Source organism: Pseudarthrobacter enclensis (assembly GCF_030811655.1).
GTDB lineage: Bacteria > Actinomycetota > Actinomycetes > Actinomycetales > Micrococcaceae > Arthrobacter > Arthrobacter enclensis_A.
The window spans coordinates 38,887-56,355 of the sequence record NZ_JAUSRE010000027.1; the positions used below are offsets into that span (position 1 = coordinate 38,887).

The 17,469-nt window shown below is 62.5% G+C and carries 18 protein-coding genes; 9 read left to right on the forward strand and 9 right to left on the reverse strand.

Features of this window, described 5'->3' with window-relative positions:
* Positions 1–53: 53 nt before the first annotated feature.
* From J2X98_RS19765 to J2X98_RS19780, 4 genes are read right to left on the reverse strand one after another with little or no spacing between them, the layout of a single operon-like run.
* Positions 54–1,595, reverse strand: a complete 1,542-nt coding sequence (locus tag J2X98_RS19765; protein WP_307311635.1) for a helicase HerA domain-containing protein — start codon at positions 1,593–1,595, stop codon at positions 54–56.
* Positions 1,595–3,103: an SCO6880 family protein gene (locus J2X98_RS19770; protein WP_307311638.1), complete on the reverse strand. Its 1,509-nt coding sequence runs from the start codon at positions 3,101–3,103 to the stop codon at positions 1,595–1,597. Before J2X98_RS19770 ends, J2X98_RS19765 begins: the two co-directional genes overlap by 1 nt.
* Entirely contained in the window at positions 3,090–4,343 is a 1,254-nt protein-coding gene (locus J2X98_RS19775) for a hypothetical protein (RefSeq protein ID WP_307311641.1), read from the reverse strand. The genes J2X98_RS19770 and J2X98_RS19775 overlap by 14 nt, the downstream gene beginning before the upstream one ends.
* 1 nt (position 4,344) lies before the next feature.
* Positions 4,345–4,809, reverse strand: coding sequence for a hypothetical protein (locus tag J2X98_RS19780; protein WP_307311644.1), 465 nt, complete (start codon positions 4,807–4,809; stop codon positions 4,345–4,347).
* A 175-nt stretch (positions 4,810–4,984) separates the two neighbouring features.
* Here J2X98_RS19780 and J2X98_RS19785 point away from each other — a divergent pair, with 175 nt between their 5' ends.
* On the forward strand, positions 4,985–5,122 hold the full coding sequence (locus J2X98_RS19785; RefSeq protein ID WP_307311647.1) for a hypothetical protein: 138 nt from the start codon (positions 4,985–4,987) through the stop codon (positions 5,120–5,122).
* On the opposite strand, the gene J2X98_RS19790 is transcribed toward J2X98_RS19785, so the two are convergent.
* The 5 genes from J2X98_RS19790 to J2X98_RS19810 are packed head-to-tail and all read right to left on the reverse strand — an operon-like array spanning position 5,119 to position 9,126.
* Positions 5,119–5,388: a hypothetical protein gene (locus tag J2X98_RS19790; RefSeq protein ID WP_307311649.1), complete on the reverse strand. Its 270-nt coding sequence runs from the start codon at positions 5,386–5,388 to the stop codon at positions 5,119–5,121. The genes J2X98_RS19785 and J2X98_RS19790 overlap by 4 nt on opposite strands.
* A gap of 11 nt (positions 5,389–5,399) precedes the next feature.
* Complete coding sequence (locus J2X98_RS19795) at positions 5,400–5,999, reverse strand: DUF6668 family protein (protein ID WP_307311653.1); 600 nt, start codon at positions 5,997–5,999, stop codon at positions 5,400–5,402.
* A gap of 38 nt (positions 6,000–6,037) precedes the next feature.
* Positions 6,038–7,492, reverse strand: coding sequence for an AAA family ATPase (locus J2X98_RS19800; protein ID WP_307311656.1), 1,455 nt, complete (start codon positions 7,490–7,492; stop codon positions 6,038–6,040).
* A gap of 45 nt (positions 7,493–7,537) precedes the next feature.
* Positions 7,538–8,050, reverse strand: coding sequence for a hypothetical protein (locus J2X98_RS19805; RefSeq protein WP_307311659.1), 513 nt, complete (start codon positions 8,048–8,050; stop codon positions 7,538–7,540).
* On the reverse strand, positions 8,047–9,126 hold the full coding sequence (locus J2X98_RS19810; protein WP_307311662.1) for a CHAP domain-containing protein: 1,080 nt from the start codon (positions 9,124–9,126) through the stop codon (positions 8,047–8,049). Before J2X98_RS19810 ends, J2X98_RS19805 begins: the two co-directional genes overlap by 4 nt.
* A 231-nt stretch (positions 9,127–9,357) precedes the next feature.
* Between J2X98_RS19810 and J2X98_RS19815 the strand changes: the two genes are divergently transcribed.
* From J2X98_RS19815 to J2X98_RS19850, 8 genes are all read left to right on the forward strand, one after another.
* A complete protein-coding gene (locus tag J2X98_RS19815) occupies positions 9,358–10,260 on the forward strand; it encodes a MarR family winged helix-turn-helix transcriptional regulator (protein WP_307311664.1) in 903 nt (300 codons plus the stop codon).
* Complete coding sequence (locus J2X98_RS19820) at positions 10,250–10,711, forward strand: hypothetical protein (RefSeq protein WP_307311666.1); 462 nt, start codon at positions 10,250–10,252, stop codon at positions 10,709–10,711. Before J2X98_RS19815 ends, J2X98_RS19820 begins: the two co-directional genes overlap by 11 nt.
* On the forward strand, positions 10,708–11,643 hold the full coding sequence (locus tag J2X98_RS19825; RefSeq protein ID WP_307311669.1) for a hypothetical protein: 936 nt from the start codon (positions 10,708–10,710) through the stop codon (positions 11,641–11,643). Before J2X98_RS19820 ends, J2X98_RS19825 begins: the two co-directional genes overlap by 4 nt.
* 12 nt (positions 11,644–11,655) lie before the next feature.
* Complete coding sequence (locus J2X98_RS19830; protein ID WP_307311672.1) at positions 11,656–12,801, forward strand: alpha/beta hydrolase family protein; 1,146 nt, start codon at positions 11,656–11,658, stop codon at positions 12,799–12,801.
* Positions 12,802–13,200: 399 nt separating this feature from the next.
* On the forward strand, positions 13,201–13,341 hold the full coding sequence (locus tag J2X98_RS19835) for a hypothetical protein (RefSeq protein ID WP_306969953.1): 141 nt from the start codon (positions 13,201–13,203) through the stop codon (positions 13,339–13,341).
* A 234-nt stretch (positions 13,342–13,575) separates the two neighbouring features.
* The gene (locus tag J2X98_RS19840; RefSeq protein ID WP_307311675.1) at positions 13,576–15,396 is read left to right on the forward strand and encodes a helix-turn-helix domain-containing protein; all 1,821 of its coding nucleotides are present in this window, start codon (positions 13,576–13,578) and stop codon (positions 15,394–15,396) included.
* A gap of 242 nt (positions 15,397–15,638) precedes the next feature.
* Positions 15,639–16,274: an AAA family ATPase gene (locus J2X98_RS19845; RefSeq protein ID WP_307311677.1), complete on the forward strand. Its 636-nt coding sequence runs from the start codon at positions 15,639–15,641 to the stop codon at positions 16,272–16,274.
* Complete coding sequence (locus J2X98_RS19850; RefSeq protein WP_307311679.1) at positions 16,268–16,669, forward strand: hypothetical protein; 402 nt, start codon at positions 16,268–16,270, stop codon at positions 16,667–16,669. The genes J2X98_RS19845 and J2X98_RS19850 overlap by 7 nt, the downstream gene beginning before the upstream one ends.
* Positions 16,670–17,469 lie beyond the last annotated feature (800 nt).

Sequence of the window (17,469 nt, forward strand, 5' to 3'; positions counted from 1 at the left end):
ACACCCGCTGCAATCGCCGGGCGTACTCAAGTTCACGCCAAAAGCGTCAAAATTCACGCGAACTTCTCACTTTTTCCGTGCCATTTCCCGTCGGTGTCGTTGACCCCGTCCGGGCCGTGTTCCACGGAGGTCAGCCCGACCTGGACCGGGATACCGGGACGGCCGCCGACCTTGATGAGGAACTTCCCGCGCCCCGGCGGTTCGACGTCGACCCCGCGGGAGTCCCACGCGGGCGGGTCCTGCCAGGAGATGAGCTTTTGCTGTTCCTGCCGGGACAGCGGTATCGCGGAGGTCAGCAGCGGCATTTCGGAGGCGGGCAGGCCGCCGCAGATGACCATGCCTGAGCGTTCGACGAAGCCCCGGGCCTTCATCCGGTCCTCTTCTGCCGGGAGCGCCAGCAGATCGGACATGGTGTGGGAGATCATGATCTGCCCGACGCCGACGGACCGGTTGAGCCGGGTGAGGGCGTCCACCCGGTCCACCATGCCCTTGCCGGCGCGCAGGGCCCGCCACAGCTCATCCAGGACCACGAAGTAGTTCCTGCGTGGTTCCAGCCCTGCGTCGGCGAGGGCGTTGGCGACGTTCACGGTCCCGAAGCCGTAGGACCAGCAGGCCAACAGCACAGCTGCCTGCAGGTCCGTCTCGGTCTCGTCAATGCTGGAGACGTCGAAGACCACGGCGCGGTCGCGCTTCATCGGGTTCGTGGTTTGCCGGGAGAAGATTTCGCCGAGCTTTCCGCCTCCGGTCAGGCCCAGGAGGGTTGCTTCCAGAGCTCGGGTTTCCCGGAGGTAGACGTTCATGTCGCCGCGGTCCAGCGCGACTTGGCGCAACTCGTCCGGACCGGAGACGATCACGTCCAGCAGGTCTTTCAGGACCGGGACGCCGTCGAAGCGTTCATCGAGGACCCGCAGCGCCCGGTCCAGGATGGTCTGTTCCTGGTCCGTTGGCGGGTTGTTCCGGCTGATGGTGATGAGGGAGACGACCATGGTCAGGCGCCGGCCGTGGGCGTCGGCGCGGACCCGGGCTGCATCTTCGTGGTGGCCGCTGTCTTCGAGCAGCTGGGCCGCTTCAACGGCCTGGCCCGGGTCGAGGATGTTCATATAGCCGACGCCGCGGCCGAGCTTGATGACCTGCCCGCCCAGGGCTTTGACGGCTTTGACGTGCTCGCCCTTGAGGTCGCCGAGGATTAGCGGGTGCACGCCTTGGGCGGAAAGGCCGATGAACATCCGCCGCACTACCGTGGACTTTCCTAGGCCAGGTTTGCCGAGGATGAACGCCGAAGGGTTGGAAATCAGCCGCGCCCGCTGGAACCAGCTGATCGGGTCACAACAGACTGTGGCCTGGGTTTCCTCATGCCGGCCCATAGGGACACCGATCATGGGCGAGGATGCGCCCGAAGAGAACGGCCACAGGCCGCAGACCTGAACGGTCGTTCCCCGGTACTCCCGGACGGAGGGGAGCAGCTGGGCCATGCCGCCGCCCCGTCCGATCCAGCCCCGTGAGCCCGGTCCTGCTTCCTTAGCCGAGGCTTTTACTGTCTTTGCTGTCTTTACTGTCTTTGACTTCTTTACTGTCAAAAGCCTCATGCGCGCCATTAGAGGGCGTCCTTAATCTCGGAGGGCACCATGCTGTGCTTGGGCAGGACCAGCCCCAAGGGCAGGGACGCGGCGAAGGCGGTGTCCTGGGAGCCGTAAGCGCGGCGTAGCAGCACCCGGGCGGTACCGGAGGTCTGTTCAATGGCTGCGACCGCGTCCGGGAGGCGTTCCTTGTCGATGACGGTGGCGGTGACGACCATGCCGAAGTTCACCAGACCCGCGCCTTGGGCTTCTTCCTGCGCGGTCTGCACGGCCGAGCGGGCATCGACCAGGGCGCGGGCCGTGGGCCGGGTGCCTGAGGTGATGCGGACGTTGGCGTTGTTCTGATCCCTTTCGACGATGGTTGCTGCCTTGGCGGAGTCCATCGGGCGGTAGAGCAGAGAGATGCGTTTCCGGTCAATGTCCCCGTGCGGGGCCAGCAGACGTGACAGCACGGAGGAGTTCACGGACCCGCGCGGTGCTCCCGTCATGGTCCAGGAGGCCGAGAATGCGGAGTCGTGGCGGTAATCGTCCCAGTTGGCCTGCGTTGCGGTCGGGCCGACCTCGTCCCAGGTCAGGGAGACCGGGGTGCCGGCCGCGTGGGCCTCGTCAATGATCAGCGCGGCTGGCGGGTCGTAGGCGATCCGGACGACCTCGCAGAGTTCCTGCGCGGACATGGGCCGAGCGATCCCGGCACCGGTGGACTGCAGCCTTGCTGACAGGCCGGGGATCCGGGAGGCCAGGTCGCGGGCAACATCTTCCGGGGCGCGCTTCTTCGACCCTGCGCGCAGGGAGGCGTTGAAAGTCAGGGACACCCAGGCGCGGACCGTGGCCGAGCCTTCCGGGTACGTCTGGACGATCTCGTGGAGCATGTCCTTGGCGAACTTCGGAGCGTTAGGGTCGATGTTCATCAGGACTTCGTTCCGCAGCCGGTAGCCGGAGTCTGGGGCGGTCTCGACGGTGACGGCCGCGGCGTCCAGGCCGGCCTCGTCGGCGAGCCCGGCGAGCCAGCCGCCCCAGTTGGCGACCCAGGCATCGACCTGTTCGGGGTCAACGAGTGAGGCCCCGTCGGGTTCGGTGGAGAAGATCACGGTGAAGTGGCTGGTGGCCGGTACGTGGAGCATGGCGAAGGGGCGCTTGTAGGAGTCGGTGAACTCATACAGGGTGGACTTCGCGGCCAGCCCAGGAAGCTGGTAAATGCCCCATTCAGTCACGCCCAGCGGCCCCGAACGGTACAGGTTGGTTCCGGAGGACTTCGAGACCTTGAATGCCATGCGAATACCCATACGGTCCACGACGGACTGGCCATGCTTGTCCTTCACTGTCAGCAACAAGGCGCAGGCGCCGGCGACGGCGAGGACGCCAAGGCCGACGAACAGGCCCCAGATGGCGAAGCTGATGATGCCCAGCAGGAGGCCGACCATGACAATGCATGTGCCGATAGCCCCGAGGTTGCCCAGCCCGGCTGAGCGCGGAACACGCCAGTTGCCGTAGGACGGTTCTTTGTATTCGGTGTTAATTGCTGCCACTGGGGCCCTCACCGGTTGAATCCTGCGCGGTCGTCTTGATTGCCTCTGATGTCCTGGATGCCACCTGGACGCCGGCGGCTACAGCCATGCCAGTCGGACCCGCGGCCGCGGCCCCAGCACCCCCGGCCGGTGCTGCTGCTCCCGCTTTGCCTGCGGTGCCGGCGGCGCCGCCCGGACCTGACGAGCCGGGCGTGGGCTGCCCGCCCCCACCGCGCGGGCCTGAAGATCCAGAACTGCCTTTGGGAGCATTGCCTGTGCTCGTGCTGGTTGTGCTGCTGGTGCTGGCTGGAGTGGGCGTGGCGTTGCCCCGTCCACTGCCAACCCGGCCCATCGACACAGCCCCTGTGGCAAGGGCACCCACTGCGGCTCCTCCTGCTGCCCCACTGCCGGCGGCAACGGCTCCCACCATCGGCGTGACGAACCGCATCAGGGCTGGAAGGGCGCACAGGGCAACGATCATCAACGTGAACCCCGTGATGGAGCCGATCAGAGCATCCTTCCCGCTGGTCTTGCTCATCAACAGGAACGCGACCGAATACACGATGGCGGCAGCCGGCTTGTAAAGGATGAAGGCGATGGTCCAGCCAACTGCCTTCTGGAACCACTGCCTGCCCATCTCGGTATTCGTGAAGGCGGCCGTCGTGGGCAGGATGCCGGCCAGGATTACCAACATGCCGCTGCGGACCACCATGAGAACGATCTGAACCAAGGAAGCAATCAATCCGACCAAGCCCAGGACGATAAGAATGAAGACCGCATCGCTTGTGTGGATAGCCGCGATTTTCTGGAACGCGTCGGCAAAGCCCTTGCCGTCAGTGGATCGTTCGATAATGGCACTGGCGAAGGCATCGGCGGCAACTACCAGAATCGAGATCGTGCCAAGGCCTATGGCCGATACCAAAGTAAGCGTGAGCAGGGAACGGAGCAGATCCTGGAGCGGCGCCCCGCGCTGCTCCCAGATCATCCGGATGCCTCCGATGATGACGGCGAGGACTGCCAGGGCCAGTGTCCAAGGCATCAACTCGCTGTTTACAGCGGATACGACCGGACTGGCCGTTGCCCCATCCTCGCTGGTGAGGTTCACAGTCGGCATGGACACCCAGAAGGTAGACAGAGTTGTCACCATCTGGCTCATTCCCTCCATGATGGACTTCGCTAAGTTGCCGATTGCATCGTTGGCTATGTCTTCAAGGGCGTTGCCAAAGCCACAACCTAGGTCTGCCCAACTGCATTCAGCCATGTCAGACTCCCGACCAGAGGATGAAGCCGGTAAGGTCCCTAACCTGGGAGATATGGCCGAAGGTGGCTCCGTCGTCCGAGGGTTTGACCTTCCAATCTCCGTCCAGCCAGCGCATGGAGAACGTTGTGCGGCCCAAGGCTCCCGTGTCCGTAGCAAAGGCGAGATCGACGGAGGCTTCCGACGGTGTGTAGGACTTGAGCAGGAAGCCCTTCACCTGAATCGTTGTGCTGCTGCCACTGGATGAGGTGCTGCTGGCCGTCTCCTTCAGCGCGGCGTCTCTACCGGCTCCCGGGACGAGAAGCTTGTCGGCTACCTGCTTGAGAATGTCGGGTTTCCCTGAGGATCCAAGAGCAGCGACGTTCATAGCCGCGTAGAGGGACCCCGTGGGTGAATGTGCGAAGCATGAGCGGAAGCCGTTCGTATCGGTTATGCCCGGTCCAACTTCCGGGTCGGTGGGGGTCGCCATCTTGCCTACCAACTCCCACTTTGAGGTGGGCGCTGTACCCAGTGAGGTCTCCGAGGAAGACGGTAGCCCGCAAATGCTCTTGCCTCCGTTGCTCGAAGAGCTGGGGCTGGCGGTGGCTGTGCCGCTTGAAGTCGGTGCGGGCTCAGCGTTGCTTTGTCCTTTAGGGAGCAAGAAGATGACAATCCCTGCCGCAACCAGTGCGACCACCAGCGCCGCCGCGATGATGAAGCCGGGTCTGGTGAACGGATTGCTTTCGGTGGTGCTCTCTGTTGACTGGCTCATACGGAACCTCCGGTTGATGGTGGTGGCTTAGACGAAGGCGCGGACGATGCCTGCGGAGCCGGTGATGATGATGCAGCCCATGAGGACCCAGCCGAGCTTGCCGATCGCCTGTGCGCCTTCACCGCGCTGGAGCTGGATGACCATGCCGATGCCGACGATGATGACGCCCAGGACGCCGAGGACCAGGCCGATGCCGGAGGCCCAGTTCAGGATGGTCAGCAGGCCGCCGGCCTGTGCCGGGACGACGGGGGTGGGGTTGGGAATGACGCTGGTGGAGAGTGCAGTGAACGTGTTCATGGTGAGACCTTTCAGGGGTTGGTTGCCGTGGCCAGGGCGGCCACATCGGTAATGAAGCGTTGGTATCCGCGCATGGCTGGCCGCGCTGTCGTGTCGGTGTGCCGCCATGCGTCCACCCAGGGCAGAGTCCAGAATCGCGGTGCCCCGCCGCCTACGAGGACGGCGAAGTCCCGGAGTGCTTTGGGTGTCTTTCCCGGGGCGTCTGCCAGGACGGCAAGTCCAAGCAAGTCGATCTCCGGGGCTGCCCCTGACGCCCACTGCGTGAGCGCGTTCCTGGCAGTTGTCAGGCCCCGCATGTCTGCCCGGCAGACCAGCAGCACCCGCGGCTTTCCGCCGCTGGGGAGAACCGGCCAGCAATGATCCGTGGAACGGGCAGATTCGATGAGGTCAGCGATCCGGCTTTCACCCGCTCCCCCATGGGTCCCAACAACCCATAGACGGGCTGTGCCGACCATGCTGCGGGACGCCAGCCGGTCTGCCGCGTCTGGCTCGACCATGCCCCGCAGCGGCGCGCTGATAGCCGCCGCCGGCGGAACAGCCACAGCCAGTGTTTCCTCTGCCGGTTCATCCGCTGTGGGGCGGGTAATCCAGGGGTTCAGGGTCTGTTGCACGGTTCCTCCTTCCAACTCGTACGTTCCGTGGGCCGGCTCTAGAAGCCGCTGGCGACGGCAGCCGCCGCCGCGAGCCATGCCCGCTGGGTCGCGGGCTGAAGCGCTTCGTAGCGGATAGGGCCGTTGACCAGGGCGGGATCGTATGGGATACGGACGACCGCGCGGACGAACGGCTCGAAGCCGTCCGCGATCCGCTGTGCCTCGGCTTTTGCGCGCTTCAGGGCGTCTCCGGTCATGCTGCGCTTGGCGTCGGTGGATTCGGAGACGATCACGACCGCGTTGCGTGCCAGCTCGGCGTCATGGCCAGCACGGGATTCGAGGGTCTGCAGCGTCAGCCGCGCGGCTTCTGCACGGTCCTCAATGGCGGTGACCGGGACGACGAGCTGGTTGGTGTGGTCGATCATCCGCCGCCAATTCGCTGCACGGGCGGTGTTGCCGGAGTCCACGATGACCAGCCGGTAGTAGCGGGTAAGGACCTGGTGGGCGATGTCCACTTCCTCTGCAGTGACTTCGTGGTCGCCTTCTTCGTTTTCATCCGAGCGCAGCACATCGAACTTGTCGGCGGTCTGGTGGTGGACGAACTTGGCGATCTCGGCCGCGTTCGTGGACGGGGACAGCAGCTCCGTGGAGGAATCGATCAGGTCCAGGACGCTGCGGTCGTGCGCACCTTTCTCGGTCCGCCATCCCAGAGTGCCCTGGGATTCGTTGTTGTCCCACGCCACCGTTGCCGCGCCGCTGTAGCGGGCAAGGATCGCCGAAAGCATCACAACGGTGGGGGTCTTGTTGGACCCGCCCTTGCGGTTGACCACGGCGATGGTCCGCGGGCCCGGCCAGTGCTGGCTGACGATGCGGATGTCCTCCCGCTCGGACAGCTCCTCCTCCGAGGGGTCCATTCGAAAGCCCAGCCGGGTCAGGGCCCCGCGCCAGCCCTGCGTGGCCGGCTCCAGCACCGGGGCGCTGACCAGGAAGGAGGTCTCCTTCAAACTACGTCGGGTGACCGGAGCGTCAGCTGCAACAGCCTGCTCGGGTGCCACGGAGATCGGAGCAACGTCCTCAACCAAGGCGGTCTCCGCGGCAAGGGGCGGCCACGGCTGACGGTCCGCCACCGGCCGGGCAGCTTCCTTTGGCGCAGGCGTTGGCGCTGGAGTGGTGTCGGTGGATTCGACTGCGGCCGCAGCGCGCGTGCTGGCGGGTCCGCTCGTGCGGCGGCGAACAGGGCGGGTTTCGTACGAGACGGATTCGACGTTACCGCCCGGGTGGACGAACAGTTCACCGTGGCCTTCGGGATCCTCAATGCGGACCCGGACGGGGCGCTGCAGCGTCCTGGCTTCTGCCACGACAAGGGCCAGAGCGTTGTCGCGCAGATCCTGCAGCGTCTCCCCTGCCGGGACGACGCGGGAATTTCCTGCGACGACGACCTCGGCGGTGCCGTTGCCGCTGATGATGGCCTTGATGTTCGGGAAGGCCAGGACCTCTGTCGGTGTAGTGCTCATGAAACCTGATTCCTTACGTTGACGGTGTTGGCAAAGTGCGGGCGCTTACGAGGCGGGCGGCGTGAGTCGGTTGACCTTCCAGGGGGCCTGCGGGCCGGTGCGAAGCAGCTGCACGGCGTACGTCCCGGCATCGGTAGGCACAGCTGCAAGAACGCCGTAGCCGTTAGTGTCATCGACTGTCAGCGTCACGGGGCCGGTGACCCTGGTGGCGGGAACGTTGGCGGGGTCGACGGCGGAGTAGTCGGCGGTGGCCTGAGGTGTGAGCCAGCGGGCGAGGTCGTTGGCCCACTGCTTGTCCTCCAGGCCCGGGCGGGCGAAGTCCGTCATGGCCTTTCGGGCCGTGTCTACTGCGGCGTCCTTGCTGGCCTGGTCCCAGCTGATGCCGATGGTGGCCGGGACGGTGCCGTCGGGGGCCTGCGGGCCGCTGCCCGCGCTCAGGGAGACCGGTGCAGAAGCTGTGGCGACCGCGCTGGTCGCCGGGGCCGTTATGGTGTTCGCTGCAGGTGCGCAAGCCGCGCACAGCAGGACCACCGCGGTCAGTGCCAGGGATTTTTTCACTTCTTCCCTTCTTGGATGGGCAGGTACAGAAAGGCTGACGGGACCGTGTTGCTCACGGTGCGGGTGTAGTAGTTGTGGTCATCCGGCGGCGGGTTGCCGTTGTAGCCCTCCTCGACGTAGGTCCCGTTGTCCTTGACTTCCTTGACCACGGCGACGTGCCCGAAGGTCGGGTCCGCTCCCCCGGCACCGGGCGCGTACCAAACGACCGCCCCAACCAGGGGAATGTTGCCGGTGGCCCAGCCCTTGGCGTCCCAGCCGGCCTTCCACGTCAGCGCCGAGCCAAGGCCCTGTCCGTCGGGGCGGAAGGTGCCATTGAGGAACTTGAACGGTGCACTCGTGGACCCCATCTGCTGATTCACCCGCCACAGGGCAAAATCCACGCATTCGCGGTAGAACATGCCCAGCGGCGACGCCACCGCTGCTCCCGCTCCGGCCTGCATCCACGTGGGTGAGTTCTTCCACGGGTAGTCATCCCCGGCGCCCGACTGTCCTGGAATGGCGCAGCCGCCGCCTTCCAGCGAGAACTTGCCGGTAGAGAGTGCCTGGACGAGTTTCACGGCCTCGGGCCAGTACTTCTGGTAGTGGTAGGGGTCCGCGTTCCGCTGGACCTTGTTGCCGGCAATGGTGGGCTCCAGCAGTTCCCATCCGGCTACCTTCTGCAGCGCCTTGATGAAGTTGGTCGCGCTGATGGTTGGGTCCATACGATCCGAGTACGAGCCCCAGGCACCGTTCCCACGCTGCTGGAACAAACCACGGGAATCCGGCCCGGCGGCGTCGCCACGGTCCAGAACACGCATTCCAGATTCTCCTAGGGCGACCATGACGCTGATCATCTGGCCCTTCGCGGGCAGATTCAGCGCGTTGCCAGCACCCAGGATCGCCGCAGCGTTCTTCAACTGCTCTTGGGAGTAACCATCGACCTTGGTATTGGCATCAACCGACACCGAAACTGCCGGGCCGCAGTCGGCTGCGGCAGGCTTGGCCGGAGTGAGGAGCAACAGGATCGAGAAGACCGGGCCAAGGACGAGCGTAGGAACGATGACGGCTGCTCCGACCGTGGCGGTGTTTCGCTGCACCAGCCTGTCCCCCGTCCCCTAAGAAAGTGGGACGTCGATCCGTGTCCCGAAAGCTTTATGCACCAAATTTACCACGTTATGGTGCATGTGCACTGTAACCGAAAAGATGTAATGCGCTAGCACCCACGCAGTCTCGATGCAAGTCACGAGTCGCGTACAAGTTCTTGCCCGGAGGACGTGAAATCGGTGCGCGTTAGAATGGTGCGAGGTACAACGTCACGCTAGGGAGCTATGTCCGAAGAAGAAGTGGCTCCCTCGGAGCTGCGATACCTGTTTCTCGCCCTCTCAAAGGAGTGGGAGCGGTCGATTTTGGAGCACGCCGAGGCTCGTGATCTGACCAGCGCACAGGTAGAGATACTTCTGGTGCTCAACGAATCCGGCCCTTACTCCATGCAGGACTTGGGCCAGATGCTGCTCCTTAACCGAGACCCTTTTAGGTCAGTCGATTCATTAGTCGCCAAGGGTTTGGTTGAGCGTGGATCGGGTGAAGATAAGCGGAAGGTGCTGTGGTCGCTTACGGCCGCCGGCGCCGAAGCCGCGGCAGACATCGTCGCGGCGGATCTGTCCCTTCTGCAGAATTTCGTAGGAGACCTCCCTACGGAGAGCACGGCCAAATTGGTAAACCTGCTCCGCTCACTCCAGGGAAAGGTGCCCACCTTGGGAGTGCTGGAACAACGTTTCTCTGCGCAGCAGAGCCCCATGCATGAGGTTCTCGCTGCAGCATCCTCTACTGACCTTCAGGTCAATCGTTCTCCTATTGTCGCTTCGCGCCTCCGCCAAACCCTCGAGTTGAAAAACGCAGGAGAGGCCAGTGCCGCCTTTGCTAAATACAGCCCGCAGCTCGCCGAACGGGGCATCGAACTGCCGTTCCGGAACTGGGTTAGGCTCCTCGAAAATGGTGGTCCTGTAAGCCGTCACGTGCTCGGTGAGCTTTCGGATGTTCTGACTGGTAATCGTGACTATTTGTCCACTGATGACGAGAATGTGCTGAAGGACGTGGAGAACCATATGCGGGCTGAGAATGCCTTGCTTTGGGCCGGCGTTACGGGTTTTGGGGGACGAGGTGCTTTGGACGCCGGCGCATTGCAGGCACTTGCCGAACTAGTCCAAAAAAGACTGAACGATGGTGCTTGAGCGAAGCTACGAGGGCATTCCAGTGCCCCTTTCCCGCAAGTCCAGGGCGCTGACGAGTCGGGCTTTGTCGGAACTTCAGCTGGAACCGGGAATGCTTGCCCAGGACGTGGTCGATGCCGTTGCTACCGTCCTAGGAAAACCTATCTTTCTTGAGCAGACCGTAGACGAGAGGTTTAAGAAGACCACCGGAAGCTTCGCGCTGACTCCGAATTTTGCGCTCATTGTCTTCCGTGGAATCGACCCTCAGGCCTACCAGATGCACAGCCTCTTCCACGAGCTGGGTCACCTCCTTTGCCGGCATAGAGAGTGCAGCCGGCCCGGTACGCAGCTCGAGACAGAGGCCCTGGAGTTAGTGCTCTGGAGCGAAGCGGAACGAGAAGCAGAGTTCCTCGCTTTCAAAATCGCCTCTCTTATCAGCCGTAAGTCCCGGAGCATTCAGGCCTTCGGATGATGAGGGAACTCGCCACTCTCATGCTCTACTTGACCGGACTGATTCTCGTGCTCCGGGCGCCATACGCGTTAGGCGTCAGAGCATCCCGTCCTGGATGGCTTGCAGGTACATGTGGACTGATCGCCATAATTTGTCTGGGCTTCGTTGTTCCCGTCCCGACGCTTGATGCGGCCATGGGATCAATGGGCTACTGGAACCTGCTGGGGGCAACGTCTACGACGTCGGCCTTCCACTTCATGTATCGAGCGATTCTCATCCACACGTCCAAGGATTCGCCACCCTACTATCGCAGGGTTCTTGGGCTTGGCATCATCACCTACTCCGCCGCGTTCACCATGATCGCAGGCGAGCAGAACCGGTTCACCTCCGTAGAGGCGTTCATCGCAGCGCTCATAAGGCAGCCGTGGACGGCCCTCTACCTGTCCGTATACCTATCGCTTGTGGCAATCATTGCTGCTCTTTCGCTCGCTGCAATTCTGAGCTCTGCCAATCGATCGAAGATCTTCGTAGCTGGTTTTTCTCTGGTAGTACTGGGGAACGCTGTAGACGTCGTCCTGCTCTGGATGCAGCATTTCAATGTTGTCAGCATGGCACTCTCGACCCTGCTGTATTCGGTGTACGTGAGCGCCTTCTTCTCGGGCGCAATCCTGCTCTGCGTGGGCTTTCTAAGGGGCTCTGTGCGGTCCCTCCGTGAATTCTGCACATTCCTTGCTTACGCGCTGCGTCTCCGCCGGATCCTGGGACGAGCCGGTCAGGACAAACGTCCGCTCCTGGACGTGGCGAGACAGCCAAAAATTGCCTGCTACCAGATGCTCATCCACGTGCGGGACCTAGTGACACTCAAAGGCTTTGCACTGAACACCCCTGAGGTAAGCCTGACCCACAAGGCCGACGCACTTCTAATTGACTCCCCGATCAAGTCTTCGACGTAAGGATCTTTGTACATGACTCCCAACCCTTGGCTGGTCTCTGCGGCATCCCTCGCCGCCCTTCTGCTTCCGATCGCCGCAACGGCAGCGCTTGGAAAAAAGATGACGGCGTGGAAAGACCCGAAAGTAGTAGACCTACGGATATCGGGAGATCGCACCACCGTCGTGTTGAACGCAGATTCAAAAACGCTAGCGCCGGGCACCTATGGGATCGTCATGCCAAACACGCACCTCGTCGTCGGCGAGGTTTTGCGGCATGATGCAGGCACTCATGAGGTAACTAGGGAAATATTGCGCTGGACTGGCACCCTGGATGCCGGAGCTGCTCGCGGAAGTTGGACCGGCCAGGCATTCTCATCCCCCGAGGAACTGCACCTCGACTTTGAAGAAGTGCAGCTCGTTCCGCAGGGACTCCCCGCGTGGGTTTTCCATCCTGCCAACCCATCGCCTGACGCATGGGCTATACACGTCCACGGCCTGCGTTCATCCCGCCAATCCATGCTTCGGAGCGTAGAGTCCGCCACGCGGCTGGGCCTAACCTCGATTGTCCCGTCCTACTACGGAGACGCAGAGAACCACGCCCAGGGCCAGGTGAGCCACTACGGTCACATGGAGGCGGAAGACGTGGAAAAGGCACTCACCTACGCGGTGGAACGTGGGGCAAAAGCGGTCTATCTTTTTGGCTGGTCAATGGGAGCAACCATCTCGTTACTACTTTCAGAAACGTCCGCCAACCGGCAGGTCATAGCCGGATTGGTGCTGGTATCGCCGGGCCCGAACACAGAAGCTGTCATTTCCGAAAATGCCCAGACCGCAGGCCTCCCCCGGGCCGTCGCAAAGGTGGTGCCACGCATACTTTCAACACCCGCCGTTAGCCGGCTCGCCTCCCTGAACAAGCCGGTTAACTTCGAGACGCTCGACTGGACCAACCCCGTTGGCCGACTGCGCGTACCTGCCCTGGTACTCCACTCGCCAGGCGATACAGAGGTCCCCTTCGAGCTATCGGCCCAATTCGCCAAGAGCAACCCTGAAACCGTCACGCTCGTAGAATTTCCGCCAGTCCCCCACCAATGCGAGTGGAACTCAGCTCCGGCACGCTTCGAAAAGGAAATCGCCACGTGGATTAAGGATCGCGAGGCTCAGCGCGCCGAGAGATTTTGAGAAGCAATCATGGGGTGCAAGCGCACCCAACGAATGCCAATAAGGTGCAGATGCACTACTATTGAGAACATGCTGCACTCCGTCGATCCAAGCCCGAATCCAGCTACGGGCCTTACAGGGTCTTTTCCACTTCAACACGCCGAGGCTGTTTCTGTTTCAATGCCGGAAGGTAGAAGTCGCCGGTGGTAGGTTCAGTTTCAGAGGAGCTGGAAGGTCCAGCATTTCGCTCCTTTAGGGCCGCTGAGTACTTGGCTCGACCACTCTATTGAAGTAAAGGCAGCCAAGGCTGCCGTAGTTCAAAGGACAGGGATGATGGCTCCAACTACTCGTACGGGCAGGCGCTCCAAAGGCGATCGCAAATTCGTCGGTTTCCGCATCGCTACTCCTAAGGCGGATGCAATGGAGGAAATTGCAAAAGCGGAGGGGTACCAGTACGTCAGCGACTGGCTGTCCGACGTGGTTGAGGAGCGCCTTGCCAACACCAGGCTTCACGCAATCCACCAGCAGGACGAGCTGCCACTCGGCCGCTTAGCCTCTTAAAAGTTGAAGGCCCGCACGAGGCGGGCCTTCGAAGCTTCTGATTCACGAACTGGGATGCTTGCCGGCGAACAGTCCGCGAATCGTTTGGAAGTCCTTTACAGGGCTTCATTTGTGTAACAAAACCGATCCGCCAAGATCGGCCCTTTTCATTGCCTGTCAGCAACTCTCCCCGAAAGGATTGTTCTCATCGTACATGGACTCCCATGTGCGTCGCCAGCCATACCTTTTTCTGGCGTGTCGCGCAACCTCTCCACGTCATGCTCGCCCGCTGAAGCTTGGGCCGCCCTTGCACCTGTTCTCGCAGGTCAGCCGCGCGTTCGCCTTTCCAAGGACGCTGGCAAGTCGTATCCGCAAAAACATGAACGGAACCTCACCGAGGCACTTCCTTCTGTTCCTGCTGCGGTACGGATCTTTGGTAAGGACGGCACCTGCGCTGCCATTTTCCTTGACTTCGACTCCTCCGTAGCCGGGCAGGACTGGGTCCAGGCCGAGGTCCGGGCCGTCCAGACCTGGTTGCACTCGGTGGGTGCCCGCTGGATTGAGGACTACTCCCCCAACGGCGGCCGCCACGTCTACGTCCCGCTGGCGCAGCGGGTCACTTTCTCTGAAGCCCGTGATCTTGTCGAGGCGCTGGGCACCCGGTACCGGACCCTGGACAAGACCCCGCACCAGAACCTGCTCCACGGCTGCATGCGAACCCCCGGTTCACCGCATAAGCGCGGTGGCCACCAGCAGCTGGCGATGAGCCTGTCCATGGCCTACGACATCGCCCGGCGTCCCAACAGCCCAGCGGTCTGGGCTGCAATGATCGAGGACCTGGCCGCCGAGATCAAAGCCGTCAGGGCACTCCGTCAGGAGGAAACCTTCACCACGGCAAACATAGACGCGTCCGTTGTCGACCGACCCGTCGGCCGGATGTCCCGTGCGATGCAGGTGCTCGCCCAGACCGGACTGTACGACACTAACCGCTACGCCTCAGACTCCGATGCCCGCCAGGCGGTCATCGTTGCTGCCGCAGCCGCCGGCCTCGAGCTCGTCGACGTTGAACGCCGCATGCTCCAGGGAACCTGGCCGGGCCTGGCCTCCTTCTACGCCCGGTACGCGGCCCGCCACCGGCTGCCGTCCCTGCGGCGGGACTGGATGAGCGCCGTCAATTACCTCAGCAAAAACAAGGCCAACGAGGACGGGAAGAACAATGTCCGCAGATCCCCCACAAGCCAGCCAAATACACAGGCGGCAGGGATAAAGGCTCCTGCTCAGATTTCTAATCCCGATGCAGAGCATCGGTTCATCCGGACCTGGCGCAATGCACTCAGAATCAGGGAAGTGAGTTACCAGCAATCTAGAACGGGCATGGCGAGGAGGATGGTGCTGCGGGCTTTGGGAGAGGCAGCGCATATGACGGCTTCCCGGTTCATAGAATTCGGTGTCAGGTCCATCGCCGTGGCTACGGGCCTTGACCACACCACCGTCGGGCTCCATTTGAGGGAATTGCGCGGTGAGAAGGATCCCCTGGTCACCCTCGTTGAAAAAGCGCGGGGAACCAAGGGCGATCTCTACATGCTCACCGTCCCCGAACAGCTGAAGAACGCGGCCGAGGACGCCACCTGGCAGAAAGGGAAGATCCACGCGCTCCGGCCGGTGTTCAGGGAATTGGGTATGCCGGCAGCGTTCGTTTACGAAGCCCTGGAACACTCTCCAGGCCTGTCCAGCACCGACATCGTCGCGGCCACCAGACTTTCCCGCTCCGCGGTCCACGAAGCACTCGAAGTCCTCGCTGGCTGGAACCTGGTCGCCCGTGACGCCGGCCGCGCCTGGTCGGTGGTTCCGGGTACCTCCCTCAAGCAGCTGGCCGAACACTTTGGCGTTCTGGAAGCCGTTGCGAACCAGATTCAGCGCTACCGCAACGAGCGGATCATTTGGCGTGAATGGCTGGCTAAGAACGTCAACACTGTCGCTGAACTCCTCTCCCCCGACGATGACTATCCATGGGAGATGTTCGAGGGGCCGCCCGAGGCTTGGTCACTCTCCGACATAGCGTTCCGTCGCGCGTGAAACTGGCAGTATGCCCAGCCCTGATTCGTGAGCGTGCGCCTACCAGGGTTTTGATTTGATGATCGTTTCCTAAGGCCCAACACAGGATTCAGTCGCGGCGCGCCTCCCGGGATAGGGCTGACTGGTCCGGAATCATAGACCTAAAGAAGGTCCGTAATGGGCCTTGAAGCTCAAGTTCGGCAGTGGAGCGCTCTGGTCCCAGAGTGGTACCACACTGACACCACACTAGGACGGTATCCCAAGTGATCATTCTGGTCGCGCATCAGAAAGGCGGGGTTGGCAAGTCCACCATCGCCGTGAATTTAGCCGTAGAGTTCGCCTCCAAGGGTAAGAGCGTCATCATCGTCGAGGCTGATCCGACCGTGAAGACGTCCAGCACCTGGGCCAAGGACCGTGAAGACGGTGGGTACTCCCCCATCACAACGGTTCGCCAGACTGGCAACCTCCGCGGGACGCTACTTGACTTGGCCGACAAGTATGACGTGGTGATCGTCGATGCGCCGGGTAAGGATTCCTCGGAGATGAGGACAGCCATGACAGCCGCCGATCTCATGCTCGTGCCGATTCCTCCGAGTCAGCCCGACCTCGACACGACCGAGAGCCTGGTCGTCACCATCAATCAGGCACGGGATTTCAATCCTGACCTGAAGGCGCTTGCCGTCCTCAACCGGGTGCCCACGAACGTGTTCTCCGACGCCGATTCCGAGGCACGCACTTACCTAGCCGATTTCCCCGAGCTACGCATAGCCCACACCAAGCTGCACGACCGCAAGGTTTATCAGACCAGCGTCTCGGAAGGGCTGGGTGTCGTCGAGATGAAGGATTCAAAGGCTAAACGTGAGATCCAGCTTCTGACGGAGGAGGTCATGGCATGGTGAGGCAGCGCGGTCGCACAGATCCGCAAACCGAGAAGCAGATCGAGGCCTTTGCAGCTCAAGCGGAACAGCCCCTTGCCCCTGTAACGGCACTTCCCCAGCCGGTCGAGCCCTCGATGTCCAAAGTTGACAAGTCCGGCAGGTCGAGGACGCCGGCGGCTCCGCAACCGGCTGAGTCCGCTTCCGCCAGGGCCCGCATCCTTGCTCCTGCTATGGAAGCCTGGAAACAGCGGAACCGCGAGCCCAAGACCGGCGGTATCAACTTCCGTGCCAGCACTTCCCAGCTGGAGCTGCTGCGAACTGCGGCACTCGTCGAGGAGATCAGCCAGCAAAAGATCTTGGAGCGCCTCGTCTGGCCCGTCCTCGAGGAGAGGTACGGTTCGGGCCTTTCCGAATAGCCCTCTCCTCACTCCCCTACGTGTCTCTGCGGGCGGCAATCAACCTTTGGTTGGGTGCCGTCCGCAGTAGTCTCCAGGCCTTGCCACTCCCCTGCCCTGCCTAACTTTGTTTGCCCTACCAATGCGGTACTCGTGCGGTACTGGTCTGGTATATCTTTCGGTGTTGGCCTGCGGATGCGTGCTGTTAATGCGCAGTGGTGCCCGGTACTAGCGCCGGCGTGGGGCAGTTCCTGGTATGCCCGTGGTTTCGGCCTTCTCCATACTAGTGTGGTACCGGCCTGATACTAGTGTGGTCCTTGGTCCGGGGGAAACCAGTCGCTGTTCCTCTCGCAGCTTCAGTACGGGCCGGCTCGGCGGGCCGGCCCGTACTAGTGTGATACCGGTGTGGTACGGCTGCGTTGGCACCACACTGGCGTGGTGCCAGTGTGGTACTGGTGTCGCGTTGAGCTGTGCCGCGGGTTTTGGGATGGGGGGCGGACCGAGACCTAAAACAGTGTGGTACCAGTACGGTACTGGTGTGGCTAGGCAAGCGCGCGCCTGGCTTCCCGTTTCTCTCGTGGCTGTGCGGGCTTTGGCCGCAGGCTGGCGCCGTACCGGTGTGGCCTTGGTGTGGTACCAGTACGGTACTGGTGTGGCCCGCAGGGGCGCGCCTGGCTTCCCGTTCCTCTCGTGGCTGTGCGGGCTTTGGCCGCGGGCTGGCGCCGTGGCGTGGCGTTGGTGTGGTACAAGTGTGGTACTGCCGGGCGCGTTGAGCTGACGGCGCCGGTCTTGGGATGCGCGGGGCCGGGACCTACCAGTGT